This is a genomic window from Thermoanaerobacter sp. X514, from assembly GCF_000019065.1.
In the GTDB taxonomy this organism is placed as follows: domain Bacteria; phylum Bacillota; class Thermoanaerobacteria; order Thermoanaerobacterales; family Thermoanaerobacteraceae; genus Thermoanaerobacter; species Thermoanaerobacter pseudethanolicus.
Window position 1 is genome coordinate 1,956,973 of record NC_010320.1, and the last position, 26,207, is coordinate 1,983,179.

Below are 26,207 nucleotides of genomic sequence, written 5' to 3' on the forward strand. Positions count from 1 at the left end.
TTTAATGCTCCCTTTTAAATCAGTTTTCCTCCTTATAGTAAGATATACCCTTTTGCTTGGTTCTTAATTCCTGCTGCGTTTGCTTCATCAGTATCTACGTGCATTTCTAATACGAATTTTTCTGAAACTCGTGCAAGGACGTTTTCAAATATCAATTTCCTTTCCTCACCTACTTCTACCTTTAACAAGTTTTTATCTTTTATTCCTATCTTTTCTGCTAAATTTTTTGGCATATGAACATGTCTCATGGCAACAATTACACCTTCTTCAAGTTTAACCGCACCCATTGGCCCTACAATGATACATCCAGGAGTACCTTCATGATTCCCTGAATCTCGCACCTGAGCTTCTATTCCCAATGTATAACAATCTGTTTTGGAAACTTCAACCTGTGTTCTCTTCCGTGCTGGCCCTAAAATTCTCACGCTTGGCAAAATACCCTTAGGTCCTACTATTATAACCGTTTCTTTTGCAGCAAATTCACCAGGCTGCATTAAGTCTCTTATGGGAGTAAGAGTATAACCCTTGCCAAATAAAGCTTCCATGTGTTCTTCGCTTAAATGAACATGTCTTGCTGATACATTTATTGGTACTTCTATTTTCCTTCTACTTTTAACTCCTTCTTTTTCTTCATAATCCCTAATTTCTTTTATTATAATCCGGGTAAGTTCTTCAATATTGAGGCAGTCCATCATATCACCTCATTTTTAGCTCGTTGTAATGAATGCACAGTGTACGTGGTTCACCTTTTTTACGTGGACATCCAGGATCTTTGCAGAGATTGCACGTATATGCCATTCCTTCCTTATCATCTTCTTCCTCTACTTCTCCAGTTTCTTCTTTAGCCTCACTTTTATCCTCTTTCTCAAATTTCTGTTCTATTTCTCTTTTCTCTATTGTCTCTCCTTCTGTTACTTTTATCTTTGGCTCAGAATCGTTTTTCTCTTTTTCCTCTTTCTCGATAACTGGCATCAATAAAGTAAGGTTTTTTTCTTCTCCCACAATAAATCCTACCTGCTTATCAGGCCGAGGTATTATATGAACTGCATAAACTTTGCCTACCCTTAAAGCCGCTGCTTTGCCAGCTTCTACTGCTGCTTTCACAGCTCCAACATCTCCTTTTATCTTTACTGTTGTAAGACCACTACCTCTAGCTAATTCGTAACCTATTAGTTTTACATTGGCTGCTTTAACTGCTGCATCAGCGGCTTCAATTGCTGCAACAAGCCCTACTGTTTCTATTAATCCTATGGCTTCACTCATACCACCTCTCCACCTCACTTTCTTACGCAAAAACTAATGGTAAATTTTTGGCTAACCTGGCTGCATTTATACCAATATTTCTATACAAATTGGGATCGTACTTTTCTCCTCTCAGCGTCTGAATAGGCAAGTTGGGTGGTAAACGTCTCTGCAGCAATGCACAATCTCCATTTTTCAAAACCCCAATCCCAATTCCTAAGTTAGAATTTCTTGAAGCGTTTTGTGCTAAAACCTCTACAGAATCTTCAACCTTTTCTACTTGTTGGATTTGAAAGGGTACGCCTTCTTCTTCTAAACCTTCGCAAATTTTCTTTAAATATATGTTTGTTCCTTCTATTGTATCACAATATATAAGTACTACAGGTTTTTTTATTTCATCCTTACTCATTTCCTTTTACACCTCGACAAAACCAATCCTGTTGCTACCGCATTTCGTGGTCCTTCTACATTTCTTATATTACCCCTTCCCGCTACAATACCATAGCCTGCTAATGTATCAGAAATCATTTCTGGGATTTCAAAATCTAATGCTGATCCTCCTACCATTACCACAAAGTCTATTAGTCGAATATTACCTGCAGGAGCTACTTTTGAAAGAGCACGTAATGCGTTAGTAACAAAAACTTTTCTTTTTGCATTTCGTCGGACATTTATTACCTTTTCCATGTTCAACTCTGGTGGTAATGGTAAAAGCCCATCTTCTCTTAATAAGCACACTCTTGCAAATGTTCTTGGATCTAATGGTTCTTTGAAAAATCTTACTGTTCCATCTTCTAAACGAATGGAAAATAAGCTTTCTACTCTACATACCGGATATTTCTTTATATCTTCTACCAAATATTTATCTTCTATCCCTAGTTCTGTTTTTATTAACATATTAACCATTTCTCCTGCGCCTGCCATATGAACGCTTTTCACTTCCCCGTTTTTAGTCATTAAAGCCGCATCAGTAGAACCTCCTCCTAAATCAAGTATTGCTAATGGCAACTCTGTACCCGGTGTAGTAAGTGCACCTATGATGGCCATATTTGCTTCAATTCCTGCTATTTCAACAGCAATGCCAATTTCCTGTTCTATTTTTTGAGCAACCTTTTCCATTGGTAATTTTGAACTTTTTACCATTGCAGCAAGTGCCACTGCATTTTCAGATGAAAATTCCTCTGCAATTCCGCCTTTTACTTTTTGCCGCACTAAGGTATCTACTGCAAGCACATCTTGAATTTGAATATTAGAACTGTCTTGCCCTGTCACATCTGCCATGGTTTCTTTTATCCTTGCAATTAAGCCTCCAACGTTAGTACCCGGAGTCCCTTCCGCATCTACAAGTGGCCATGTGCTTTCTACTGCACTCATGATTGCCTCTGCACCTTCTTCAATGTCTACAGTAAAGGTTCTGTTGTTTCCCTTTATAATTAGGGTTCCTGCCGGTATTTTCCTTTCCTGAACTTCTCCTTTTGGAGTCCTTATAACTACTGCTGATCGGTTACCTATCAAAGCTCTTGCTACCGGTACAATATTTTTGGTTTCCTCTGCCGTCAAATTAAAAACCGATGCTATTCCATAGGGATTTGAAAGAGTTTTAATTGTGTATCCAGGTTCCGCCACTTCCACACATGCTAACATTCCTATTGGAACTTTCTCTATTTGTTTTACTTCATCAACAATTGGAATCCTTCTTTGAAGTCTAGTGGCAATTAAAACTCCGTCATCCTTTTGTGCAATTGCTCCTTTTACTTCTACTCCTTTGGAAAAAGCATTATTTATAATCTTTGCAGCATCTTCATAATCAACATTTTTAGGGATCACTACAATTACTTCTTCCCCGTGTTTACATTTTTCTAATTCAAAGATGGGGATAGTAATACCTATCCCCAGCCCCACCCCTCCCGGAGTTGTGGGATTGTGACCTATCATTGTAGATTCTGTGATTATTGTTTCAGTAATAGCTTCCATCGCAATATCTGAAATAACGGGTGTAGCTTCATTTATTCTCAGCAAATCTATATCTTTAATAGTTAAATTGGCCTTTCTTACAGCATCTTCTAAAGCATGTCGAACACCTTCAACATTTTGAGGCGTTCCTTTAATACCCGTCGTGTTTGAAATACCACTCGCTAAAAACCTTATTTCGTCCCCGTTCACTTTTGCTAACGCTACCTCAGTAGTGCTATTCCCTATGTCTACACCTGCAATGATCATATTTGTCTCCTCCACCCATGTTATTCCATACCTTTTAACCTACCACGTCTCTCATACACCTCCGCAGCTTCTCTTACAAAGGCTGCACACACCTTCGCCCCATATGCATTATCAAGTTCATCAGCTATCGCTAACAATTCTTCTTTAGTAGAACGATAAGGCCTCAGCGCATTGTAAATTTCAAGAATTCTTTTGTCAGGCACTTTTGTAAGCTCGGCTGCACGTCTAAAGTTATTTGCTAGTTGCTTTCTCCCTGCTGCTTCAGCTATTTCTGCTTGAGCTAACAAGGTTTCTGGTGAAATCTTAAGATCATCTGGTAATACTTTGCCTTCTCTTACAGCTTGAAGTGTTATTTCATTTATTGTCTTGCCTGTTATACTTTTCGCTAATTCAGGTTTATTTTTCGCAAGTGGATAATCTCTCTTAGGATCTAACTTTGGCAAAGAAGAGCTTGCCGTTTTTTGCTGATTTTGTGTTCCTTTATCACTTGTCAAGTTGGTTAATACTTCTCGTACTATTATTTCAAGGGTCTTTTCATCTATCACTCTTATTCCCCCCTTTTCTAGCAAAAGACACCTTTAACTCTACTGGTTTAGCACCAGTTTGCACATATTTGGTTTCAAAATTATGCATTACTGCAGCTATTGCCTGGTATTTAGGCCTTGCCATTTGATCGTTTTGTACAGGAACTGGTGTAGGAGATTCGCCTTTGGCATACAGTGCAGCATTTCTTCCAATTGCTCTATACGTTTCTAGAGTCAAAACTGGACATTGTGGGAAAAGTTCTAGGTTGTTCAAAGGTTGTAAGTCTTTCTGATGAATAACAACCGTACCTCGTGATTGAATACCAATTCCAATTCCCGACCCCGAAAGTTTTGCAGCTGTGTGGGCAATGAACCCAACATCAGCTGTGTGTTTCACTCTTACTATTCGTGCTTTTAATCCTTGTTCTGTAATTCCTGATATTATTTCGCGAAGGATATTACCCAGTGGTATACCAATGATATTTTTCTTAAATTTTATATAAAAGCCAGGAGAAACCCCTATTACAACCTCATCCACATTTACACCTTGTTTTGCTTCCCCTATCTCCTCAATTATCATTTCCCATTCTTGATTTGCATCATCTGATGATTGTGTCGCTGGAGCTGCAATTTCAACATTTTCCAACTTTTTCAAAACTTCCTTTACAATTTGCTCAACCAATGATTCTGTTTTAACCATTCTTACACTATCCCCCTTTATTTATCAAACTCTTCAGGCTAGATCTTCTGGCTTAAGCGCTTGTGGTACATTCTTGATTCGCTCCCATCTCTCTTTTGAAAGCCTGAAGCCTGTACCAGGGCCTTTATAGTCATTTGAATTATTTACAGCCGAATCTATGTTAAAGTCTTTATCCAAAACAGCTGACGTCTGCAAATAATCACCTGCTATCCTCTGTTTGAGCATGTTCAACACATTTTCTGCTACATCTGTAAATCCACTTTCCGCTAATGCCTTTACAACGTCAAGACCTGTTAGCCCTTTCTCCATGAGTTCTGTTGCAGCTTTGAGATCTGCATTGACATCTCTTGGAGGCATATCTTTTGAACCATGCGCATATGTTGCTGCTTCCACTTCTTCATCTGTAATAGGCGGCAGATTCAACTTCTTGAATACCGATTGTAAAGCTCTTGCTGCCTTGTTCCTTACAGCAATAACCTCATCTTCTGTCACAGGACTTACTCCACCTTCTACCATCAGATCTCTCTGCAACATGAGATAATCGTCAAAGTCCTCTGCATCAAAATTAGAACCTGCAAACATATTATCATAGTTTGGTACAGCACTATATCCTGAGAAGATAAGGTCGGTACCTGGCAACATTAGCAATAATGTTCTTGCCGTTCTTCTGATATCAGAATGAGAGAATGTCTGGTCATTACCAGATGCAACTTCTAAATCCTCCATCATTGTGATAAGGTTCTCAGCAGCAACAGCTCTAATGCCCCCTGGTACGGCACCTGGAACACCAATGCAACTTATAGAACCATTTTGTAATCCTTGAACTCCTGCACCTTTTGCTATCATCACACAGCGTGCTTCAAGGTAAAGCATTGATTTCCCTTCTGCGAATCCCATTTGACACTCAGAACCTGTTCCTGAAGTGAATCTCATCTTCAACCCTCTTGAAGCATATGCAGAAGCAAGAAATGCTTTTGACCATGGAGTATCATCGCCATCTACGAATACTTGCTCTGTGCCATACACAGAAATGGTTTCCGCATAGGAAGTAAAGCCTCTCATACCAATCGTTAACTCAAATGATTCCTCTAACGCATCTTGTGTAAGCACTCCACCACGTCCTGTTTGAGAACCAACTAGTAATGCTAAGGCGTTGAAAGGTGCATATCTTGTTATTCCTACTGTCGTTTCTAGCTCATCAAATCCACGTAATGCTGCTTCTGCTGCATCTGCTGCAATAAGCACTGGATTATCGCGTAAATTTGTAACATGTGCCTGGTTACCTGGTCTCTTTCTTGCTCTCATCTTTTGTATAGCCATCATAATCTCAACAACATTCAAGTGGTTGACAACTTCCACTACTTTTGCAGGTGTTAAGCCTGATACAATCTTTACTATTTCTTCTCTTGGAACGTTTATATCTACCAACATCCTTGCAATTTCTAGGCTATCCATCCCCATAGCCTTTTCAGCCATTTCTATGTTGATTGCGTAATCTGCGATAAACTGCTCAATCATATCAAATTCTTCGCGTTTTTTACCATCCATTTCAACAATTTTACCATTTTCTATTTTAATGCTTGGTTTAGGATCATTAGGACTGTTTACAGCAATCAAGCCTACTTCTGGCCATTCTGCTATAATACCGTCTTGATTCACAGGTCTTTTAGCTAATACTTCAAATCGCTTAGACCTCATTCTCACTCCCTCTTTTCTTTCAAATTTGTTTCGCTATCGTGCGAAGTTAGATATATGGATGAGTTAAATATAAGGTTCACCACTCAGAGATTTTGGTGCCTCTCCAAGTGTACTTAGAAGCTTCAATCCCACTTCTCTTGCAGCAATAATAGCTTGTCTCACTGCTCCAGAATCTCCTGAAATAAATAATATCGCCTCATTTGTCATACTGGTACCTTTTGCTGGACTAGCATAGCCAATAACTTCTACTTCTGCTGCCTTTACAGCAGTATCACAGCATAATACTCCAATTGCAGCTGGTGCTCCCACAATCAATCCAAATGCCTTTCCTAACGGAGCTCCAAATGCTTTTTGCAATGCATAGCTTGCTCTTGCAGTATACTGGAATTCTAAATGTCCAGCTTCGTTTACATATACATCGCCAAAGGTGCGTCTCAGCTCTTTCAATGCAACCTCTACTGCTCTTCTTGCATCCGAGACTTCTTCTGCACCGAAGATGATAAGGTTCCCATGTCCAGCGCCACCTTTCGTATCCCTTGGCAATTCAATAGCAACTACTTCTGTGTTTGTAGCTTTTACTGCTTCATCCGCAGCCATTATTTGTGGTCCTGCTCCTGTACGACCACCAATTATTCCTATAGAACGATACTTTGGGTCAATTCCCATTTTCTCATGCAAAGAAGCATCCACATTTGCAATTACCAATCCAATTGTGTCACCTAGTGCAGTACCTACAAATTCAGTCAAGCCTGGATTTGTAATTACTGGCTCTCCTCTATTTGCTTTATTTTCTTCTTTTTGCTCTATTCCTACTTTTTTCAATACATCTTCGACTACTTTTTTGATTACTTGTTCATCCATATTATCCTAGTACCTCCTTTCTTTCACATAAAATTTTTACTCTTCAGCTTTAGGAAGAATCTTCTCAACATCTGCGTGAGGTCTTGGAATTACATGGACAGATACAACCTCACCAACTTTTCTTGCTGCTGCTGCCCCTGCGTCAGTAGCAGCCTTAGTCGCCCCTACATCTCCTCTTACCATTACAGTTACTAATCCTGACCCTATTTTTTCATAACCAACTAGTTTTACGTTTGCTGCCTTTACCATCGCATCTGCAGCTTCAATTGCTGGTACTAATCCTCTTGTTTCTACCATTCCTAATGCTTCACCTGTCATTAAAAGACACCTCCATAATAGTTTGTTTTTTAATATTTTATTTTTCTTTATTTATAATTCGCCTTAATAACAAAATTACCTCTTAATAAAAATGACATATCCACTGTAATAAATAGATGAATTAATTTTATAGAAAAAATTACTAATTAAGTATTATAACTGTAATAGAATTTTTTTGACTTCTAGATGTTCTTTTTTGACATCCCACCAGAATGAGTTCTAATCTTTTGCATAGAAATTTAACATCGCGTTAACAGAAATTATACATAAAATTATATATTTATTAAAAACTAGAAACTTTATAACTAGTATCTAATAGATCTCTTTGACTATTAATTGGCGTCCTCGCATTATTTTAATGAAAAAATATATATATTAAATGTAAAAAAATCCCTTTGTAATAAGGGACATAAGAAAAAAGCACTAAAAAACATCTTATTTCATTTATTAAAAAATTATTAATATTAATGGAATAACGTTAATTTAATATTGTCAATTAAAACAAAGTACTAATTGCTATAAATAGTAAAATAATACCACTTATCAGTGTTCCAAACTGACTAAGTGTAAAAGAACCTATCCGTATTTCCGCAACTCTTTTTCCTAATTTTACACCTACCCAAACAGAAATAAAGCTTCCAATTGATGTAGTTAATGATATAGTAAAAGGAGAAAAGCTTAAAATGCCTGCACCCAAACCGTTGGTAAGAGCATTTGCTGAAAGGGCTATTCCTAAAAGAATTGCTTCAATCAAACTGATTTCTCCTGATTTATCCAAATCTACAATTTCGGGACTTTCTAAAATGTCTTTTATAGAATTATATTTTGACTGTCTTACCTTTTTGTTAACTGACTTGCGAGGTACGGCTAGTAAAATAATTCTAAGTCCGATTATAAACAGCAAAAAAGCCCCTACAAAAATAGAAAGTGACCCAGGCAGTACTGAATTTAACCATTTGCCAAAGATAATCCCAGATATACTGAACAAAAAAGCTATTATTGCGATAATAGCATTAGAGAAAAAACTTATTCGTATATTTCGTATGCCATAAGAAAGGCCTACACCAAAGTTGTCTATGCTTGCTGATATTGCAAGGCCTAAAATAATTAGCCATTTCATATTTTATACATTCCTTTCTATCGAATTAATTTAAAAAATGGCACTGTTGATTAACATTAAAAATGGTTATTTTTAAGATACTCCTGGTTTTTATCTTGATAAAATTATAAATTTTGGAAATAATTTATTTTAATATGAAATTTTTCATTTTCATCTTTTAAAAGCTTTCTATTTTTTCTCTGAAACTTTTAACAAAATTATATTTATAAATTGCAATATTAAATGCAACACCTAATGAAAATCATGTAGATATAGGATTTGGAACAAATCATATATAACCTTAAGCCCATCTTAGTTAACAAATTGAGCGAAGGTCGTGATTTGTCAAGGGTTTAAGTCAGGCGAAGCCTGCCCCTTGACAAATCACGAACGAGCTCTATACTTTATAAGAGATGGGCTTAACAAATTTTTGCCAGTTCCTCATAAAAGCATTCTTTAGGTGTTTTATAATTTAACAATTTTCGTGGAAGGTTATTAAGCCAATTTTCTACTTTCTTTATCGTATCTATAGATAAATCTCTAATACTTTTTCCTTTAGGGATAAAACGTCGTATAAGACCATTATGTCGTTCATTTGTACCTCTTTCCCAAGATGAATATGGATGTGTATAATATACTTCTACGCCATATTCTAAAAGAGCACTTTCTAAATCACTAAACTCTGTACCATTATCAGATGTTATTGTTTTAAAGACCTTGCTTAAATTGTCACCAAACATATCTTTTAATTTTGATAGTGCATCTTTAACAGATTTACTGTCTTTTGTATCCAATAGTAATATTATTTCATGGCGAGTCTTACGCTCTATTAATGTTAAAAGGACCTTGTCATTAGACTTCTTGCCAATTAACGTATCTATTTCCCAATGCCCAAAAACTTCACGGCTTTCAACTTCTTTAGGCCTAAAATCAATACTTTTACCCATAATACGTTTATTTTTACGGTTTTGTTTCTTCCTTGGTTTTAAACGTAGTTTTAAAGGTAAATCAATGTTTTTAACTTTTAATAATCCTCTATCTATATAGTTGTAGAGTGTTTTAGTACAAACAATGGTTTTATTATTCCAACTTGGGTCCTTCTTACAATAACCTACAACTGCGTCTGGTGACCATTTTTCATTTAATATTTTATTTTCAGCATATTTCAAAAAATCTTCTGCTTTAGCTGCTTTAAATTTAGCTCCACAATTTGAACGATTTTTTTCGTAGACAGCCTGACCAGTTTCAGGAAAATAGCTTGTATAAGAAGACAAATCACTTCTAAGTTGTGTAGTAGTTCCACGTTTAATTTCACGGCTTATAGTACTTGGAGATCGATTAAGTTTTTTAGCAATATACCGAATGCTCCTTCCTTCCTTGAGTAATGCATAGATTTCTCCTCGTTCATAGCTACTTAAATGTTTAAAAGAACGCTTTTTTGTGGTACAATTATTATGAACCATAGTGAAAATCCTCCTTGTATGATGTTTAGTTGACACCTATATCATACACGATTTTCACTATGGTTTCTATTTTTTTATCTGTTGCATTTAATTATACAACTAACCAATGCTATTTTTAGTGATAAAAGGCATAAATATTTTTGTAAACAAAAGATATTTCAATCATTATGGAGCCTGAATGGAAAAGCATGGATAAATACCCACTCATACTTCTAACTCTCTCTCTCTCTCTTATTATAACTAATAACTAACAATCATTACCATATTATGTGATAAAATTTAAAGGTTGGCATTCAGAAAAAATACCCACCCCAACTATTGACAAAGAGCCAATTTTCTAAACTCACTAGGAGAAATTCCAACAACTTTTTTAAATACTTTACTGAAATAATTAGCATCTTGATAGCCAACCTTTCTTGCAATTTCAGAAATTGTTAACGAAGGATTAGCTAGATATTTTTTCGCTGCCTCAATTCTTATTCGTGTAAGATATTCAGCATAGGTGCATCCAACCTCTTTCTTAAAAAGTCTACTAAAATATTCAGGATTAAGATATATTGTTTGAGAAAGTTCTTTTAACCTTATTTCTTTTTCAAAATTCTCATTTATATACTTTACTACTCGTTCGACTATATTATTCTCATTCCTTTTGGCACCAGCAAAAAGATCGCTAATTTCTTCTAAAAATGATGTAGCCCACAAGGTAATACCTCTATAATTTTGAGTCCTCATAAGTTTTTGCAAATGACTAAAGCAAAATTGAAATACTCTGCCTTCTTCACCAGTTAGCATTCCTACTTCACTTATTGTTTTGACTATTCTCATCATTATCTCTATAAGATTTATTTGGCATTCCAATAAATTGTTTTTAGTTGTTGTTAGAATTTCCCCTACAACCTCCTTTAGAAGTTGGAGCGCTTTTTGACTATCCCCTAATTGTAAAAATTCTATCATTTCTTCTTGCTTCCTTTTGGTATTTAAAGAAACAAAGTGAGGCTTTAGAAATACTTCTATATCTTCCTTCTTTATTATATTTCCTTCTCCTAGAAAAAATTTTCCTAATTTCACCATTTCATCTGTTTCTTCAAATAACTTTTTTAAATTATTAAATTCTCCTATATCACTTATTCCAATTGTAGTAATAATTCCTGTCTTTGTTTCCACTTCTTCTTTCAATTTAATTGCTAGCTCATATCTATCGTATTTACTACCATTAAATCCAATAACTATTTTTTCTCCTAAAGCAAGTACAAAAATGTCTGAATGTTTTCTTGTAATTTTTTCAATTGTATGGTACACAGCATATTTATTGTGTATTATTTTTTTGCTTTGAGTTTCAATTTCTGGAACAATTATTAATACGGAGTTGGGGAGTGATTGTATTCCTAAATATTTCATTTCTATATCAGATACTTCTTCTTCAAAAAAGCACCCCAGAATTTTTGCCGCTAATATTCCTGTTTTTATAATTTTACTCATATCTTGTATAATCTTCCTTGTTTCTTCTTCTCTTTTTTCATTTAACCTTTCATTCTCAAAGATTTCTATTACTTTTCGGGCAACCGTCTCAACCTCTTCTGGAGTTACAGGTTTTAAAAGATATTCAATAACACCCAATTTTAAAGCTTCTTTGAGATATTCAAATTCATCATAAGCAGTTATTATTATTAACTTCACGTTGGGAAGAAAAGTTATTATCTCCTTTGCAGCAGTTATTCCGTCAATTCCTGGCATTTTAACATCCATAAAGATTATATCAGGTTGAAATTCTTTAGCTTTATTAATTGCATCATTTCCATTTTTGGCATCGCATATTACTTCAATTGGCAAACCTGTTTTATCAACAATCATAGAAAGTACTTCTCTTTCTAAAGGCTCATCATCACAAATCATTGCTTTGTATTTCATTATATTTTCCCACCTCTTTCTTAATTATCGGTATTTTTAAAACAACTAAAGTGCCATTTCCTTTTTCGCTCCTTATTTCTAACCCATATTCTTTTCCAAAGTACATTTTTATTCGTCTATCAACATTTTGTAGGCCTAGTGCCGTTGTATGTCCTTTACCTTTTTCGATATCATTCTTAATTACTTCAAGCATTTTCTTATCTATTCCCACTCCATTGTCCTTTACTTCAATGAATATTGTTTCATCCTTTTGATAAGCTTTTATATTAATTACTCCCCCTTCTTCTTTTTCTTCCAGACCGTGAATTATAGCATTTTCTACTATGGGTTGTAGACTCATGACCGGAAGAAGTACGTTTTCGATTTCAGTTGGAACATCAATTTGCGATTTTATATGGTCTTTATATCTTATTTCTTGGATATGAAGGTAGTGTTTTAAGTACGATATCTCTTCTTTTAAGGCAACAAGTTGATCTAGATTTCGAAGTGAATACCTAAGAAGACTAGCAAGAGAATAGATAATTTCCGCTGTTCGTGGCGCATTTTCTAAATAGGCTAATCGAGCAGCCGTATTGAGGGTATTGAATAAAAAATGAGGATTTACTTGAGACTGAAGAGTTTTTAGCTCTAAACTTTTAATAATATTTTCATATTCGGACCTCCGTTTAGTTTCCTCAAGAAGTTTTTCTTGCATAAGTTTATTAAGGCCAAGTTCTATTAAGTAACTAGCAATAATCTGGAGCATATTCCCAGCTGCTATAATGTAATCTTGGGGCACTACTTTTATCTTTAAAAATTTTTCAAGATATACTTCAGGAGCTATGCCGAAATTCTTTGCCCGATCTATTGCTCTTTTAACCATTTCTTCTGTAGGAGGAGATAAAAATACTTGTCCACATAATACATATCCCCAACATTTCCCATCTACCAGTAATGGAGCTGCCAAGTCAATTATCTCACAATGGCAAAGTGAAATAGCTACCCCCCCTTTTTGTAAAGAAAGCCTACCTAATTCTGCATCAGATCTAAAACACCCTTTTTTTCCATGCAAAGTATCTCTTACGAGTAAACAATGTTCTGTAAAATTACTAGGTTTTGTAATACTTTCTCCATCTGGTGTTGCGATAATGGCACCAAGTCCTGTAACATCCGAGAAATTTTGTAATATTTCTTCTACTTTTTTTACGTCAATTACATCTCTTAACTTAACTTCTCCCATTTTTCTCACCTTCTCGCCTCAAAATAGGTATTATCTAAATTGCAAACACCACAAAATTCATCAGTGTTCTCTTCCCTTCTGCTAAGATAAATAATTATACATTCTTATTTTACACCTATATTCCAAGAAAGAAAGGATGCAGCTTTTTTGATGTAATGAAAACCAATTAAAATTTTTAGCTTTTGATAACTTTATTTAATGTCTAAATTTTAACAATCTTCCTCTGCAATAGCTACTGTTTTATACTTTTAAATTTTTAATTTCTACACATATTCTCAAATTCCTTCTCTATTTACATCAAAATCTTTATAAAAAATAGTCAAGTCCAAATTTTTGTGTAAAATTCCTCTGGTTAGAATCTGATTTCTCTCTATCACCACCGTTCAATTCATTATACCGCTTCCAGCCCTTTTGGCATCAAGGATAAACTATCACCGGTCTTTTACCCTTCTTGACACCAAGGGCCTTCGGCAGTCACTAAAAGTGTTGCATGAGCTCAGCCCATGATAGTGGGAACCCCTCAGCGTCGAAACTCTTCAGCAATTTCATAAGCTCTTGGCGCATGAGGAGTTTCAGCAGTGAGCCCGACGAGGTTAACAGGATCATGGTAAGGTATATCTTCTATTTGATCATCAACAATCTTGACTTCTACATCGGGGTAGGGACATAGCGCAGCAAGCGCGGCAGAGTAAGAGCAAAATTTAGTGTGGAAAATTGAAGTATTCTTCGCTTCATTTGCCGAAGTGCACACCCTGCTAGTAATGAGAAGTAGTCGCATATACCTCACTTCCATTATTCTTCTTTCTCTTCTCATCTACACAGTCAGATCTTTTTAGTTTATAGTGCTTAATTCTCTATTAATAGTGAGATTCCCGCAAAAAATTTTATATGTTTATTATGTTTATAAATTATAAAAATAACGGTTCTATATAAATGTTGACGTGGCTAGGGATTACATCAACATTTATTATAGAACCAAATTAAAGAAGTCTTAAGTGCCATTGACTTAATAGTAATTGGAATAAGCAGAATTATAGATACAGGTATATTTGTAATTACTAGTGTTGCTACAACTGAAAAATTTTGTCTTGCAGTTGTGCTCTCATATATTCTAGCAAGATTAGCTTGTGCTTTTGCGGCAATTTCTATGCAGAATTGGCATACATATTTCCAATTATAGGTTCTACCTATAACTACATCTATATGCTAATGAAAAAACTTATTGCTTGGACAATAGGATAGGACTTAATGCTTGATTACGTATTTGCTCTTCTGGCAATCTCTTTGGGCTGGTTTGTTTATTATTTCACTAACCTAAATATTAGTGCTGCTTTTAAAGCATTTGTACTTCTCTTTTTTGTCTTAGTCGATAAACCACATGTAAAACCAGCTAATTGGTAATATTTTTATCTTATGATATAATTTATCTTTTACGCATGTAAAAGGAAAGTTTACCTGGCCATTATAAGCAAAAGTTTTTTACTATTTTCCCCACCAAGTATATGGTTTTGCAGGAGGAGTCATGTAAGTCAACCGGCTATGCTTCAATCCCATGCGTATATAAGTTTTAACCATTCTTACCGCAGCAAAGGCCGGGTCTATTACTGGAACATCATAACCAGCTTCTTTTAACCTGTTCATTAGATTATTAGCCACTCCCATCATGCCAGTACAACCTAATACAATAACATGAACATTTTCTTTTTGAATTGCATCTAAGCTTTCCTTGAATAAGGCATCTTCTAATTTTTTCTTATCGCCCAAATCTAATACTGGAATGTTAATATCGTAGTGCTTTTATTCGCTTTTCTATTCCCATCTTGGCAACTAAATCGTGTAGCATTGGAATAACATTGGGCAAAACTGTAACAGCACCAATGTTTTGACCAAGTCCTAAAGCAATTTGCATAGAAGGTTCAAAACCACCGCAAACGGGTATATCAACAAGTTCCCGTGCAGCATGTACCCCCGGATCCCCAAAACAATCAATAACTATACCCTCAAATCCTTCTTCTTGAGCTTTCTTTACCTTATTTAAGATATCTGGTACAGCCATAGCTTCATCATATTCACACTCGATGGACGCCGGACCATAATTCAAATTTTCAACATCAACATAATCATCAGGATCTACATAGTGTTTGATTTCCTTTTTAACTTCCTCATTAAATACCTCTGAAGTAATTGGCACAATAATTTTTAGTTTCATAAGTAACCCTCCTTGTTTTTTAAAATTAAATGAATTGCCTTCCATCTATATTAGGCAGTGGCTCCCTGCTTCATAGAATGCTATCGCATCCTCCACAGACACTAGTTCATGTCGTGCTCACCTACTACTCGTAAGGTAAATGCCTCCCCAGATTTGGTTTCCATTTATACTCTAATTCATCTCCATTTTATAGAAGATGGAAGTAAATTACTAAAGTCTGTTAAATTAAATTTCCTGCTGCTTTAACTCTAATTCTAACTGCATTTCCGGGAAGATAAGCTAAAGGTATATCTTCAACATAAACGACATCCACTGATTCAGGATTAGCCCCTGCTTTTATTGCTTCATTTATTGCCCGTTGCTTTGCATCGTTTAATGCTGCCTCTCTGCTCATATCACTCAAAGAATAAATGCGATCTATTTCACCACTAACCTGAGCTATAGCAGCACCTAAAGCATTGGCTACTCCAAAATTTTTCGGCCTTACTATTTCATTTACACCGTGTACTTCATCGGCAACAATAATACTTCCTCCGCCAACCAATACAAGAGGTTGTGGTTCTTTACTGGTTTTCATTTTGTCAATGGCTTCATTAATCATTTCTTGCATTTTGGCATGTGCTCGCTTAGCAAATTCTAAAGGTATATCTTTTACTTTTTCCTTAGAACCTACTTCTGCCAATCCTAAACGAACTGCAATGTCAGTAGCAGTTATGGTTTTCCCTCCAAATACCAAAGCCTCTTCGGTAATTCTATACCCTACACTTTCAGGACCTACTTTAATTTCGCCGTTCTCTTCACGAATAGTTGTACCACCGCCAAGTGCGAGTGAAATTAAGTCAGGCATTCTAAAGTTTGTCCGCACCCCGCCAATTTCTACTGCAATGGAAGATTCTCTAGGAAATCCCTGAGAAATAACTCCAATGTCACTTGTAGTTCCACCAACGTCAAGCACTAATGCATTTTCTAGCTTACTAAGAAAAGCTGCTCCACGAATACTGTTTGTAGGACCACAAGCAATTGTTAAGATAGGATAACGCATCGCATAATCAATCGACATTAAAGTTCCATCGTTTTGACAAAGATATACGGTAGCCTCTGTAAGACCTTCTCGTTTCAAAGCATCTTTAAAACTATTAGCAGTTGTCCGAGCAACTTCAACTAAAGCGGCGTTTAAAACAGTAGCATTTTCCCTCTCAAGTAGGCCAAGGGAACCAATTTCATGAGATAGAGATATTGGTATTTCCCCAAGAACTTCTTGCAATATTTCTTTTGCTCTTAATTCATGTTTATTGCTAACCGGAGAAAATACAGATATTACCGCAACACTTTCTACTTTGCCTTTAATTTCCTTGGCGATTTTACCAAGCTCATCTTCATCTAGTGGACTTATTTCTCTGCCATCAAATTCATTTCCACCGGCAATTAGGTAATAATGATTCCCTACCGCCTCAACCAAATCCTTAGGCCAACCAACTAGCGGAGCAATTGCTTCGGTTGCGGGTTTACCAATTCGAATAATTGCAGTCTTACAAAGCCTTTTGCGCTCAGCAATGGCATTTGTAGCATGGGTTGTTCCTAACATTGCATATTTTATCTTTTTGCGATCTATGTTACTTTTATCTAATACCTTATTCAATGCTTCAAATATACCGCTTGAAACATCTTTAGTAGTCGGTACTTTAACACTCTCTATTAGTTCCATATTTTCATTTACTAAGACTGCGTCAGTATTGGTCCCACCAACATCAATTCCAATACGATATTCCATCTTTTTCTACCTCCTTTTAACCTCTATTGAGTTCTTCTAAAGGTATATAATCAACATCATATCCAAAGTAACGCGGACCAACAGTTTCAATGCCTTTTTCAGTTCTCCACTTCTTATCACACGGAATTCCTATAATAAATACTCTCTGTCCATAACGTAATCCTTCGGTGGTTATAGGTAAAGCTGTATGGGCGTCAACGGTACAAATCAAGTCAGGTACGGTAGCTACAACTTTTCCATTGCGGCGAGCTATTAAATTTTCATTTTGGAAATTAATAGTCATGGCTTCCCCTTTATATTGGTCAATTCCATCAATATGAGCTTCCCCGCGGACAAATCCACCAGTAGTACGCCTTTGCACATCAGAAATTTTGCCTTTGAAAAGCATGTATCCACCTGTCACTTCTAAAAGTGCCTCTATAGGATCTTCACCTTTCTTGTGGGCTTCGCGTATCGCTCTTCCAATTTGAGCCGAATAAGAAATAACATTTCTTATTCCTGCTCGTTTTAAATCTTTTCCAGTCATCGGATAAATTGCTATCATAACTGATCCACCCATAACTACCGTAGCATTTCTAGCAAGACTTTCCGTCCAGAAATTACTGATTGTGTGTAAAAGTATAGAATTACCTTTTTCATCTGCTAAAACCATAGGTGTTGCAGAAACTCCATAAAGGTGATATGTCACCATTTGCAGCTCCGGGAAAGCCCTTCCCATGCCATCTACGTCTACCAGTGGTAGTTTCTTCTCAGCTGCAACCATAATAGGTATCATTGAATTAACTCCACCAGCTTCAATAGGAAGAACCGCATATACTTCCTTCCCAAGGAAACTTTGGAGACTATCAAAAGCCTTGAAAATCTCTTTTCCTGAGGGTACTTTTTCTACTAATACTGTCGGCGCTCCCATCATTGCTACAGGAACAACTAATGCATCATCGGGGATATCGTCAACATCAATAAGTTCTACTGGACCATTTTTTTGTAGAGCTTGAATAGCCATGAGTTTGCCTACATAAGGGTCTCCTCCTCCCCCAGTTCCGAGAAGAGCAGCTCCAACCGCAATGTCTTCGACTACTTGCACATCGATTTTCTTAATTTTTTCTATATCCTTTTTCATTTTTTGTTGTACCTCCTTTTAAACATTTTTAATAGATTTTTTGTAAATTTTCCTGAAAAAGTTATATTTTACTACCATCCTTTTCATGCATTCTCACCTTTTACAAAACGAATCATTTTACGGCCTGTGGTTATAGCCCACATTTTCGATATTAACCAGTGTGCTAAACCAGCAGCCACTAAAGAATTTAATGCTGGAATACCCCACTGAACATAATAACCTATTAAAGCTCCAATTAACCAAGCTAATAATGCAATAGGATTGATATGCTCCACAATCTCCGGTAATTTGCCCTCTGCACGACTTTCCTCAAGTTCTTTTTTGAAACGCCTTAAGATAAAATAATCAACAACCATGATTCCTGCAATAGGTGGTATTGCAATTCCTAATATCATCAAAAAACTTGTAAATTTCTCTAATATTCCCATCATAGAAAGTGCTGTTCCTATTATTCCAATAATCAATGTAACTATTCCTCGGTTAACTTTTACATTAAAGGCAGCATCTAAAAAATTAGTAACACCCAATGAAGCAGCATAAAGATTTAAATCATTAATTTTTATAGTTGAAAAAATAACCAACAATGCAGCAAACCAACCACCTAGATTATACATTATCTTAACAACATCGCTTGTACTTGCTGCATGTGCCATCGTGGCTCCTATAAAGTTTAGTAATATTTCTCCTAAAAGTAGACTTAGTAAAGTCATCCAAAAAACATCTTTGGCATTTCTGTTAAACCTACTCAGATCAGGCGTTATAACCGAACCTACCATAAAGCCACCCGCTATCATAGTTGCAGCAACACCAATAGTAAGATGCGGACCCGGAGGGGGAGATGAAAGAATTTCGCTCATATTGTAGTTACCTAACATTTTAAATGTAGCCCACAATACTCCGGCTATAAAAGCAGGAACAGCAATATTTGCTGTATAGCTAAGCATTTTATAACCATAAACTACAATTAATGTAATTGCAATACCACTTATAAGCATTAATAACTGAATATTAACCTTACCCCTAAAAGCACTATAAAGTCCCTCAGCAAAAACAGAATTTTGAATACCAAACCAACCCGTAGCCGTAATTGAAATTACAAGTCCAATAAGACTCGAACCTAGTTGACCAAAGCCTGCCCAGCGAGAAAGAAAACTAGTAGACATTCCTTCTAAAGCTCCAGCTACCCCAGTTAAAAAACTGACAATTTCCATAATTGTAACACCCAATAAAGTAGCAATAATTACATCTTTCATTGTCATGCCATAGCCTATAGTGGCACCAGTCATAAGTAAAGGCAAACAAACCACACTGCCAAAACGAATCATGAAAACCTCCCACATAGGACGTCGTGCATCTAATGGAACACGACTTAAAGAATAGTCATCAGCAGTCTTAAAAGCCATTTTGACTCCTCCTCTTTAAAAAGTTAATTTTTTAAAGTTTAAAAAGTTAATTCTGTGAAGCAATAGTTTAGCAAAAATCATGCCAATTTCTTCGCCAAACTTTTATGATTTTAACTAAGGATGTGTAAAGTTATACGATGGGAAAGTTCTTGATAATAAGTAGAATTCCATTTTGAAAGGTAAAAAAACAAAAAGTGAGATGTGTTAAAAAAATTTTCTTAATCTTAAAATGCCAATTGTAAGCAAAATTAAAACGTTTAAAAATTTTATAGCTAAGAAAAAATTATTGACGCAGAATTTCTTTTGAATTAAAATATAATAAAAATTAACTTATATTTTTTATATTTTATTTTATTTTCTCATTTATTCTCAAAATTTCTCATTTTTTATCATGTTTTCTCATGGCTATTAAAATTTTTCATTTTAAGTGGTGATAAAATTTATGAGAAAAGCTTTTATTGATTCTTTTATTGATTCTCTTAAAGAAACTTTTGGCGTTGTGACCAATCTTCCGGAAAAATGTTTCTCATTTATTTCACTTCCGAAAACAGGCTATCGTGTTTGGGCACCACCCTGTACGCCCACTTGCCCGGAAGGCACTGCTTGCCCTTATGAGCTAATACTTTCCTTTAAACTAGAAGAAGATATTTTTGTGGTTGCATTGCCTAAAAACATTGATAGAGATTTAAAGCTAACACCCGCATTCCTTGTTAAATTTCTTTTGACTGTATTGGAAATGTTATATATTCCTGAACAAAAATCCGATAATTTGTTAATCGCGGAAGCATTGCAATTTTTGGCAAATCAATTTAATATAGAGTTTTTCCTTTTTGACAATAAAGGACAACTAATTTTAAGTCAAACTCATTCGCCTATCCAACTTTCTACCTTTACCCTTTGGGAAAAGGTAAGTCAGACAGGTGAGCCAGAAGGTTTTATAAAAACCACATGGGGAAACTTTTATTATCGTATTTTTACAAAAGATGGAATAACAACGGGTTCGATAGTCTGGAAAACAGAACCAACCAAGCAGGAAGAAAACAAATTCCTTTTTCACGACGATTCTTTTTTTACTATTCCAGGTAAAAACCCTCGTTTTTTAGAAATAAAAGACCTTGTACGACAAATCGCAGTAACCGACAGCACAGTACTACTTCAAGGTGAAAGTGGCACTGGTAAAGAACTCTTTGCCCGCTATATTCACTACTTAAGTCCTCGGAAAAACCATCCTTTTATTGCAATAAACTGTGCTGCAATTCCCGATAACCTTCTTGAAAGCGAACTTTTCGGCTACGAAGACGGCTCATTTACAGGTGCTCGTCGTGGCGGCAAGCCTGGTAAATTTGAACTTGCTAATGGTGGAACAATTTTTCTTGATGAAATTGGTGACATGCCTCTACAATTACAAGCAAAACTTTTACGGGTTTTGGAGAACCGACAAGTAGAAAGAATTGGAGCTACTGTTTCCCGTCCAATTGATGTAAGAATTATTGCGGCAACTAATAAAGATTTAAAAGAATTAATTGATGCTAAACTGTTCAGAGAAGACCTATTCTTCCGCTTAAATGTTTTTCCAGTTTTCATACCACCACTACGTGAGCGTCGAGATGATATACTTCTCCTTTTAGACTTTTATTTAAAAAATATTTGTCTTGAACAGGATAAGCCATTTAAAATTTTCAGCCCAGAAGCTATTGAAATTCTTCAGAATTATGACTGGCCAGGAAATATACGAGAATTAAAAAATGTAGTAACTTACGCCGTCTCTATTTGTAAAGGTGATATAATTACTCTGCATTATCTACCAAAGTACTTACAAAACGGTTTATCATCCACTAAATCCCAGTTTGGTGAAGTTAAAACTACTCATCCAATTATCCAGGTCGATCAATTAAAAGATCAATTAGAAATTCTATTAGCTAAATACGGTAATTCTACCCAGTCCAAAAAGTTAATTGCCCAAGAGTTAGGTATTAGTCTGGCAACTCTCTATCGTTGGCTTAGAAAATACCATCTAAGGTAGGTGTAACTATGCAAGAAATTACCATTGATTGGATTGAACCACTTTGGTATGGCAGTATCTTCCTCGGTTCGGGTGGTGGCGGGAAAAGTGAACTTTTGGCATCTGTACTGTATAAAGCTTTACAAAACCGTTCTATTCCATTACTAACCCTTGATGAATTGCCAGAAAACAATTTTTTTTGCGGCGTAGGTCTTCTAGGCTCACCGGAATTAAGTGAAGAAAGCCTACCTTCAGGAATGGAAGCACGTATTATTATTGAGGAGCTAGAAAAATATACTGGTGCTAAGTTTAAGGGGATCTCAATCGTTGAAGGAGCAGGGGTTAATATTTTTTACCCACTCTTAACTGCGCTTCAAACAGGCTTACCAGTTACTGATGGTGATGCTATGGGGCGAGCTTTTCCCGAATTGCAAATGACCACCTATCATCTTGAAAATTTAACTGTTACTCCTTTAGTGTTAATTGACAGCAATTATAATTTGCATTTGTTTCTTGATAAGCAAGATACCTTCCTTTTAGAATTGAATACTCGCCAGATTATTTCCCAGCAGGGAGGAGTAGGTTATTTTGCTGGTTTTCCTTATCCTGGTTCTGTGCTAAAAAGAGTCCTTCTTCCAGGCACGTTAACTTTTGCTCGAGAAATAGGTGAATGCTTTCTACAAGCTGATAATTATCGTGAACTGTTTAGCTTGCTTTTAGAAGTAACTTCTAACTCTTTCTACGGGCCAGTAGTGGAAATTTTCCAAGGTACCGTAACAAACATCTCCACATATGAAATTACTAAATGGAAAGCTGCAACATTAATTTCGCCAAAAGGTGAAAAATTACAACTTCTTTTTCAATATGAAAATCTGCTCGCTTTTAAAAACGGTAATATGGTTGCTAGTGTGCCTGATTTAATTTCTGCAATTGATTTAAATAAACTTAAACCAGTAAACAACAACGAAATTTATGAAGGACAACAGCTGGCACTTCTGGGCCTTCCAGCACCGCTTCGACTCAGAATCAGCAAAGCTCTAGATGTCGTTGGCCCTCAATGTTTTGGCTATCGAACTATTTATGTACCGCTGGAAAAGCTATATTGGGACTACTACCATAAAAAGGAGGTATTTTCTTGAAACTTACACTTGGAATTTTTTTGAATGGTCAATCTGGAACTCTTATCGCTGGCTCAGGTAAGTACTTTCTTTATGAAGGAAAATTTTCTTGGCAGACTTTTTTAGATGAATTAGAGCACTGCCTTTCCATACTAGGCTTATCTAGAAAAGATGTAATTAAAGTCTATTTTACTCCACCTCTTTCTTCTTCAGCAAAAAGTGATATTAAGCCAATCTTTCATCTTCGCCTAGTACCAGAGCAATTTAGTGCTTTTTTTACCCAATCCCAAAATTTACAAAAACTAGTAACAATCTTTCAAGTAACCCCAGAAAAACTTTTACAAAAATTAGAAGAAAATAAAGAGCAGATTAAAAAAGCCAATGTAATCTCCATCATTGCGCCTTTTGGTCTAGTCTACCCTGAAAAAGAAGACAAAGCTATTCGTATACTTAAAAAACTCGCTTCGGCAACAATCTTAAAATCTCAGGATTATCCCCAGCTTGGCTTTTATGAACGAGAAAAAGCTTTGCTAATAGCTGATAATTTTATGGTTACAGTATATCCTTATCTTAAGCAACTTAGAGATTTTTTTGCTCCTTACCCCCCAGGAATATATTGGGTTGAAAACGAAGCAGTCTGCTTAACCGAAGATTTTTTACCACAAACTTGCGGTAAAATTTACGAATTTGCTCCTTTGTTACAAATAGCCCGAGGTGCTGCCGTTTTATTTGGTTACCGTTATTCTTTAGCTCTTTTTAAAGTCGGTTCTACATTTAAACTTTTTCAAGTGCAGAATTCTTTAGAAGTCAGCGAATTATCTCCACCTTTTAGTTTCATTAGCGCCTCGTCAGTGCAACCTTTACTTGCCAGCCTTAAATACCGCCTTCCTGAAAATGTGCAGGGCATAATTCCTATTTTTAATTTTTCCAGTTACTATTTTTCTGATTCTTATCCATACCGATTTTATCAGCTTGCTTTTTCAAAATTACTCCGTTATATCGGTTTTCTTACAGCTCCAGCGGTTTTAACATCTCTTACCATCTGCAAACAAGAAGAACTATATGAAAACAAAAAAAATTTATTAAAAAATTTACACCTTATTAATAAAAAGCATAATTTTCTGGAAAAGCCTGTAGTTTTTTATCAAGAAACTCCTATTCGTTATTTAACTTTTAATCATACAATCTTAAAAGTGGGTCTAAAAGAGTCAAGTTCATTGCAATTATAGTTATTACATTAGCGGCTTCTCTATGTATTCTGCAATTTTGTGACCTGGTTTTTTCCTATATTCCTAATGCCTTAAGGATATTCACCTTTTTGCCGCACTATTATGCTTTAATAAAGTAGTGTGGACGAAATTGAAATAAAGTAACTAAGGCAATACAAGTTTTAGAAGAGGGGTTTAAAGATGCGATAGCGGTCTTAGAACTTCCTGAACCTTATCGGAGAAGGCTTCGTACTACTAATATGTTAGAACGGTTAAATGAAGAAATTCGTTGATGTGAAAGAGTAATAAGGATATTTCCCAGTCGAGAATCTTCTATTTGCCTAATTGGATCCTCATTAATGGAACAAGATGAAAAATGGGCCTCAGGAAGAGAGTATTTGGACACGACTGAGTATTTTGAGTAGCAAAAAAAGTTTCAACAAAATCGAAGGACAAGGTTATTCCAATAAAATGACCAGTCTTAGGATAAATTAATTTGAGAAATTGCATTTATCTACTTTTTTGTTTTAGTTGTTATGCTATAAAAGTAAGGAATCCCTCTGCTGTAAAGGGTTCCTTAGATTTTATCAAAAGCAATATTTTCTCTCTGCGTTGCAATCCATCTTTCTGCTACTGGTGTTTTTTATTATCTTAACTTACTTACATTCTTTTATTAGCACTATATTCTGATTCCCATTTGGGCTGTGGTCCTCTTAGATAGGATATAAAAGCTGCAACCAAGCTTATTGCAAAAGAAATCCCAAAAGTAGACCTTAAGCCCTTAATAAATTGAGCAACTGCTATCCCTTTTGCCCCAACTTGGGTTCCTACAAAAAGTGCTTGCATTGCTTGTGGATCTATGCTTGAAGAAATTATTCCCATTGCTAATGCTATACTTATTACTGTTCCGGCATTGTTCATCATTGTCCTTACTCCTGCCGCTATTCCTCTTTTGTCGACCGGAACATTGCTCATTATAGCATTGGTATTAGGAGATATAAATAGTCCGGAGCCAAAACCCATTATAGCCATCCACAGTATTAACTTTGTAATTGACGTTGTAGCATTTATTCCCATAAAACCTAAAAGTCCTACTGCAGATATAAGTAGCCCTATACTACTTAACTCTCGTGACCCATACCTATCAGATAGCCAACCGCTAATTGGTGAAACCACCATCATTGCTAGAGCAAATGGTGTCAATAAAATACCTGCAGTCAATGGATCCATTGCCTTAATACCCTGCAAGTAAAAAATCAAAAGAAAAGTAACTGCTCCTCTTGCTATTCCATTTAAAAGATTACTCGTATAGGCAAAAGCTAATATTCTCGTTTTAAAAAGATTCAAATCAAGCATTGGCTGTTCCACGGTATTTTCAATATAAATAAATAAAACAAACAAGGCTATTGAGACAACAAAGAGAGTAATAATGTGTGGATTTCCCCATCCTGCAAATCCTCCAAAAGACAGGGCAATTAAAAGTATTATCATAGCAATAGTAAATACTAAAGTACCGCTGTAATCAAATTTTTGATGTTCGGGAAGAGCCTCTATTTCCCTAAGCTGTAGTGCTGCCCACAGCGTGCCAATAATCCCAAATGGCACATTGATGTAGAAGATGCTTCTCCATCCAAATTTAAGCAAAAATCCTCCTAAAATAGGTCCTATGACATTTGCAATGCTTATAACCATGCTGTTTATACCTAAAGCTTTCCCTAATTCGTTTTTAGGAAAAGCGTCTGTTACAATCACTGTACTATTAGCCATCATTAAGGCGCCACCAATAGATTGAATAATTCTAAACAAAAGCAATTGAATACCCGAATTTGACATTCCAGATAGTAAAGAACTTAAAGTAAATATCGCAAAACCTGTAACATATAATTTCTTTCTTCCAATCATATCTGCAATTCTCCCTATTGTCGGTACAAGTATTGTAATAGAAAGCATGTAACTCATGACAACCCACATGATTATAGTCATATCAGCATGTAAAGCTTTCATAATATCAGGCAAAGCAATTAAAAGCATACTTCCATTAAGAACAGAAAAAAGAGCACCTATTGTAGTGCATGAAAGTACAATCCATTTGTATTCCAATTTTTTCACAGTATGCATCTCCTT

At 35.7% G+C, this 26,207-nt stretch carries 20 protein-coding genes and 2 pseudogenes; 4 read left to right on the forward strand and 18 right to left on the reverse strand.

All coding sequences use genetic code 11. The annotated features are described in order from the left end of the window. Positions 1 to 32 precede the first annotated feature (32 nt). The 17 genes and pseudogenes from TETH514_RS09790 to TETH514_RS09875 form a co-directional block, all read right to left on the reverse strand. Positions 33 to 692, reverse strand: a complete 660-nt coding sequence (locus tag TETH514_RS09790) for a phosphate propanoyltransferase (protein ID WP_003870143.1) — start codon at positions 690 to 692, stop codon at positions 33 to 35. Between the two features lie 4 nt (positions 693 to 696). Next, positions 697 to 1,263 carry a BMC domain-containing protein gene (locus TETH514_RS09795; RefSeq protein ID WP_009052521.1) on the reverse strand — a complete coding sequence of 189 codons (567 nt, stop codon included), beginning with the start codon at positions 1,261 to 1,263 and terminating at the stop codon, positions 697 to 699. A 22-nt stretch (positions 1,264 to 1,285) separates the two neighbouring features. Continuing rightward, a complete protein-coding gene (locus TETH514_RS09800; RefSeq protein WP_003870141.1) occupies positions 1,286 to 1,651 on the reverse strand; it encodes a glycerol dehydratase reactivase beta/small subunit family protein in 366 nt (121 codons plus the stop codon). Then, positions 1,648 to 3,462, reverse strand: a complete 1,815-nt coding sequence (locus tag TETH514_RS09805) for a diol dehydratase reactivase subunit alpha (protein WP_003870140.1) — start codon at positions 3,460 to 3,462, stop codon at positions 1,648 to 1,650. Before TETH514_RS09805 ends, TETH514_RS09800 begins: the two co-directional genes overlap by 4 nt. Before the next feature lie 20 nt (positions 3,463 to 3,482). Next, entirely contained in the window at positions 3,483 to 4,007 is a 525-nt protein-coding gene (locus tag TETH514_RS09810) for a diol dehydratase small subunit (protein ID WP_003870139.1), read from the reverse strand. After that, on the reverse strand, positions 3,997 to 4,686 hold the full coding sequence (locus tag TETH514_RS09815) for a propanediol/glycerol family dehydratase medium subunit (protein WP_003870138.1): 690 nt from the start codon (positions 4,684 to 4,686) through the stop codon (positions 3,997 to 3,999). The genes TETH514_RS09810 and TETH514_RS09815 overlap by 11 nt, the downstream gene beginning before the upstream one ends. Positions 4,687 to 4,719: 33 nt before the next feature. Further along, positions 4,720 to 6,384: a propanediol/glycerol family dehydratase large subunit gene (locus TETH514_RS09820; protein WP_009052522.1), complete on the reverse strand. Its 1,665-nt coding sequence runs from the start codon at positions 6,382 to 6,384 to the stop codon at positions 4,720 to 4,722. Between the two features lie 63 nt (positions 6,385 to 6,447). Beyond that, positions 6,448 to 7,245, reverse strand: a complete 798-nt coding sequence (gene pduB / locus TETH514_RS09825) for a propanediol utilization microcompartment protein PduB (protein WP_003870136.1) — start codon at positions 7,243 to 7,245, stop codon at positions 6,448 to 6,450. Positions 7,246 to 7,281: 36 nt separating this feature from the next. Then, complete coding sequence (gene eutM, locus TETH514_RS09830; RefSeq protein WP_003870135.1) at positions 7,282 to 7,563, reverse strand: ethanolamine utilization microcompartment protein EutM; 282 nt, start codon at positions 7,561 to 7,563, stop codon at positions 7,282 to 7,284. 496 nt (positions 7,564 to 8,059) lie between these two features. Beyond that, positions 8,060 to 8,683: a sporulation membrane protein YtaF gene (gene ytaF / locus TETH514_RS09835; protein ID WP_009052523.1), complete on the reverse strand. Its 624-nt coding sequence runs from the start codon at positions 8,681 to 8,683 to the stop codon at positions 8,060 to 8,062. A 398-nt stretch (positions 8,684 to 9,081) separates the two neighbouring features. After that, positions 9,082 to 10,125 (reverse strand): IS30 family transposase, encoded by a 1,044-nt coding sequence (locus TETH514_RS09840; protein ID WP_009052524.1) that lies wholly within the window; start codon positions 10,123 to 10,125, stop codon positions 9,082 to 9,084. A gap of 315 nt (positions 10,126 to 10,440) precedes the next feature. Further along, on the reverse strand, positions 10,441 to 12,033 hold the full coding sequence (locus TETH514_RS09845) for a response regulator (protein WP_003870131.1): 1,593 nt from the start codon (positions 12,031 to 12,033) through the stop codon (positions 10,441 to 10,443). After that, positions 12,008 to 13,252, reverse strand: coding sequence for a PocR ligand-binding domain-containing protein (locus TETH514_RS09850; protein ID WP_003867645.1), 1,245 nt, complete (start codon positions 13,250 to 13,252; stop codon positions 12,008 to 12,010). The genes TETH514_RS09845 and TETH514_RS09850 overlap by 26 nt, the downstream gene beginning before the upstream one ends. 1,482 nt (positions 13,253 to 14,734) lie before the next feature. Then, positions 14,735 to 15,461 (reverse strand): annotated as a pseudogene (locus tag TETH514_RS13190) (aspartate/glutamate racemase family protein). Positions 15,462 to 15,681: 220 nt separating this feature from the next. After that, complete coding sequence (locus tag TETH514_RS09865) at positions 15,682 to 17,232, reverse strand: hydantoinase/oxoprolinase N-terminal domain-containing protein (RefSeq protein ID WP_003867641.1); 1,551 nt, start codon at positions 17,230 to 17,232, stop codon at positions 15,682 to 15,684. Positions 17,233 to 17,248: 16 nt separating this feature from the next. Next, positions 17,249 to 18,352: a DUF917 domain-containing protein gene (locus tag TETH514_RS09870; RefSeq protein ID WP_003870126.1), complete on the reverse strand. Its 1,104-nt coding sequence runs from the start codon at positions 18,350 to 18,352 to the stop codon at positions 17,249 to 17,251. A gap of 83 nt (positions 18,353 to 18,435) precedes the next feature. Further along, on the reverse strand, positions 18,436 to 19,755 hold the full coding sequence (locus tag TETH514_RS09875; protein ID WP_009052526.1) for a cytosine permease: 1,320 nt from the start codon (positions 19,753 to 19,755) through the stop codon (positions 18,436 to 18,438). A 442-nt stretch (positions 19,756 to 20,197) separates the two neighbouring features. On the opposite strand from TETH514_RS09875, the gene TETH514_RS09880 reads away from it, so the two are divergent. From TETH514_RS09880 to TETH514_RS12405, 4 genes and pseudogenes are all read left to right on the forward strand, one after another. Next, positions 20,198 to 21,778, forward strand: coding sequence for a sigma-54-dependent Fis family transcriptional regulator (locus TETH514_RS09880; protein ID WP_003867970.1), 1,581 nt, complete (start codon positions 20,198 to 20,200; stop codon positions 21,776 to 21,778). Positions 21,779 to 21,786: 8 nt separating this feature from the next. Further along, positions 21,787 to 22,896 (forward strand): DUF917 domain-containing protein, encoded by a 1,110-nt coding sequence (locus TETH514_RS09885; protein WP_003867969.1) that lies wholly within the window; start codon positions 21,787 to 21,789, stop codon positions 22,894 to 22,896. Further along, the gene (locus TETH514_RS09890; RefSeq protein ID WP_009052527.1) at positions 22,893 to 24,104 is read left to right on the forward strand and encodes a hypothetical protein; all 1,212 of its coding nucleotides are present in this window, start codon (positions 22,893 to 22,895) and stop codon (positions 24,102 to 24,104) included. The genes TETH514_RS09885 and TETH514_RS09890 overlap by 4 nt, the downstream gene beginning before the upstream one ends. 149 nt (positions 24,105 to 24,253) lie before the next feature. Next, positions 24,254 to 24,508, forward strand: a pseudogene (locus TETH514_RS12405) (transposase); the annotation flags it as partial. A gap of 235 nt (positions 24,509 to 24,743) precedes the next feature. Here the strand turns inward: TETH514_RS12405 and TETH514_RS09895 are convergent. Continuing rightward, the gene (locus TETH514_RS09895; protein ID WP_003867967.1) at positions 24,744 to 26,192 is read right to left on the reverse strand and encodes an MFS transporter; all 1,449 of its coding nucleotides are present in this window, start codon (positions 26,190 to 26,192) and stop codon (positions 24,744 to 24,746) included. Between the last annotated feature and the right edge of the window lie 15 nt (positions 26,193 to 26,207).

Bases quoted from the DNA above. Each gene is read 5' to 3' on its own strand.
- TETH514_RS09790 (WP_003870143.1), bottom strand. From the start codon at position 692: ATGGACTGCCTCAATATTGAAGAACTTACCCGGATTATAATAAAAGAA.
- TETH514_RS09795 (WP_009052521.1), bottom strand. From the start codon at position 1,263: ATGAGTGAAGCCATAGGATTAATAGAAACAGTAGGGCTTGTTGCAGCA.
- TETH514_RS09800 (WP_003870141.1), bottom strand. From the start codon at position 1,651: ATGAGTAAGGATGAAATAAAAAAACCTGTAGTACTTATATATTGTGAT.
- TETH514_RS09805 (WP_003870140.1), bottom strand. From the start codon at position 3,462: ATGATCATTGCAGGTGTAGACATAGGGAATAGCACTACTGAGGTAGCG.
- TETH514_RS09815 (WP_003870138.1), bottom strand. From the start codon at position 4,686: ATGGTTAAAACAGAATCATTGGTTGAGCAAATTGTAAAGGAAGTTTTG.
- TETH514_RS09820 (WP_009052522.1), bottom strand. From the start codon at position 6,384: ATGAGGTCTAAGCGATTTGAAGTATTAGCTAAAAGACCTGTGAATCAA.
- pduB (WP_003870136.1), bottom strand. From the start codon at position 7,245: ATGGATGAACAAGTAATCAAAAAAGTAGTCGAAGATGTATTGAAAAAA.
- eutM (WP_003870135.1), bottom strand. From the start codon at position 7,563: ATGACAGGTGAAGCATTAGGAATGGTAGAAACAAGAGGATTAGTACCA.
- ytaF (WP_009052523.1), bottom strand. From the start codon at position 8,683: ATGAAATGGCTAATTATTTTAGGCCTTGCAATATCAGCAAGCATAGAC.
- TETH514_RS09840 (WP_009052524.1), bottom strand. From the start codon at position 10,125: ATGGTTCATAATAATTGTACCACAAAAAAGCGTTCTTTTAAACATTTA.
- TETH514_RS09845 (WP_003870131.1), bottom strand. From the start codon at position 12,033: ATGAAATACAAAGCAATGATTTGTGATGATGAGCCTTTAGAAAGAGAA.
- TETH514_RS09850 (WP_003867645.1), bottom strand. From the start codon at position 13,252: ATGGGAGAAGTTAAGTTAAGAGATGTAATTGACGTAAAAAAAGTAGAA.
- TETH514_RS09865 (WP_003867641.1), bottom strand. From the start codon at position 17,232: ATGGAATATCGTATTGGAATTGATGTTGGTGGGACCAATACTGACGCA.
- TETH514_RS09870 (WP_003870126.1), bottom strand. From the start codon at position 18,352: ATGAAAAAGGATATAGAAAAAATTAAGAAAATCGATGTGCAAGTAGTC.
- TETH514_RS09875 (WP_009052526.1), bottom strand. From the start codon at position 19,755: ATGGCTTTTAAGACTGCTGATGACTATTCTTTAAGTCGTGTTCCATTA.
- TETH514_RS09880 (WP_003867970.1), top strand. From the start codon at position 20,198: ATGAGAAAAGCTTTTATTGATTCTTTTATTGATTCTCTTAAAGAAACT.
- TETH514_RS09885 (WP_003867969.1), top strand. From the start codon at position 21,787: ATGCAAGAAATTACCATTGATTGGATTGAACCACTTTGGTATGGCAGT.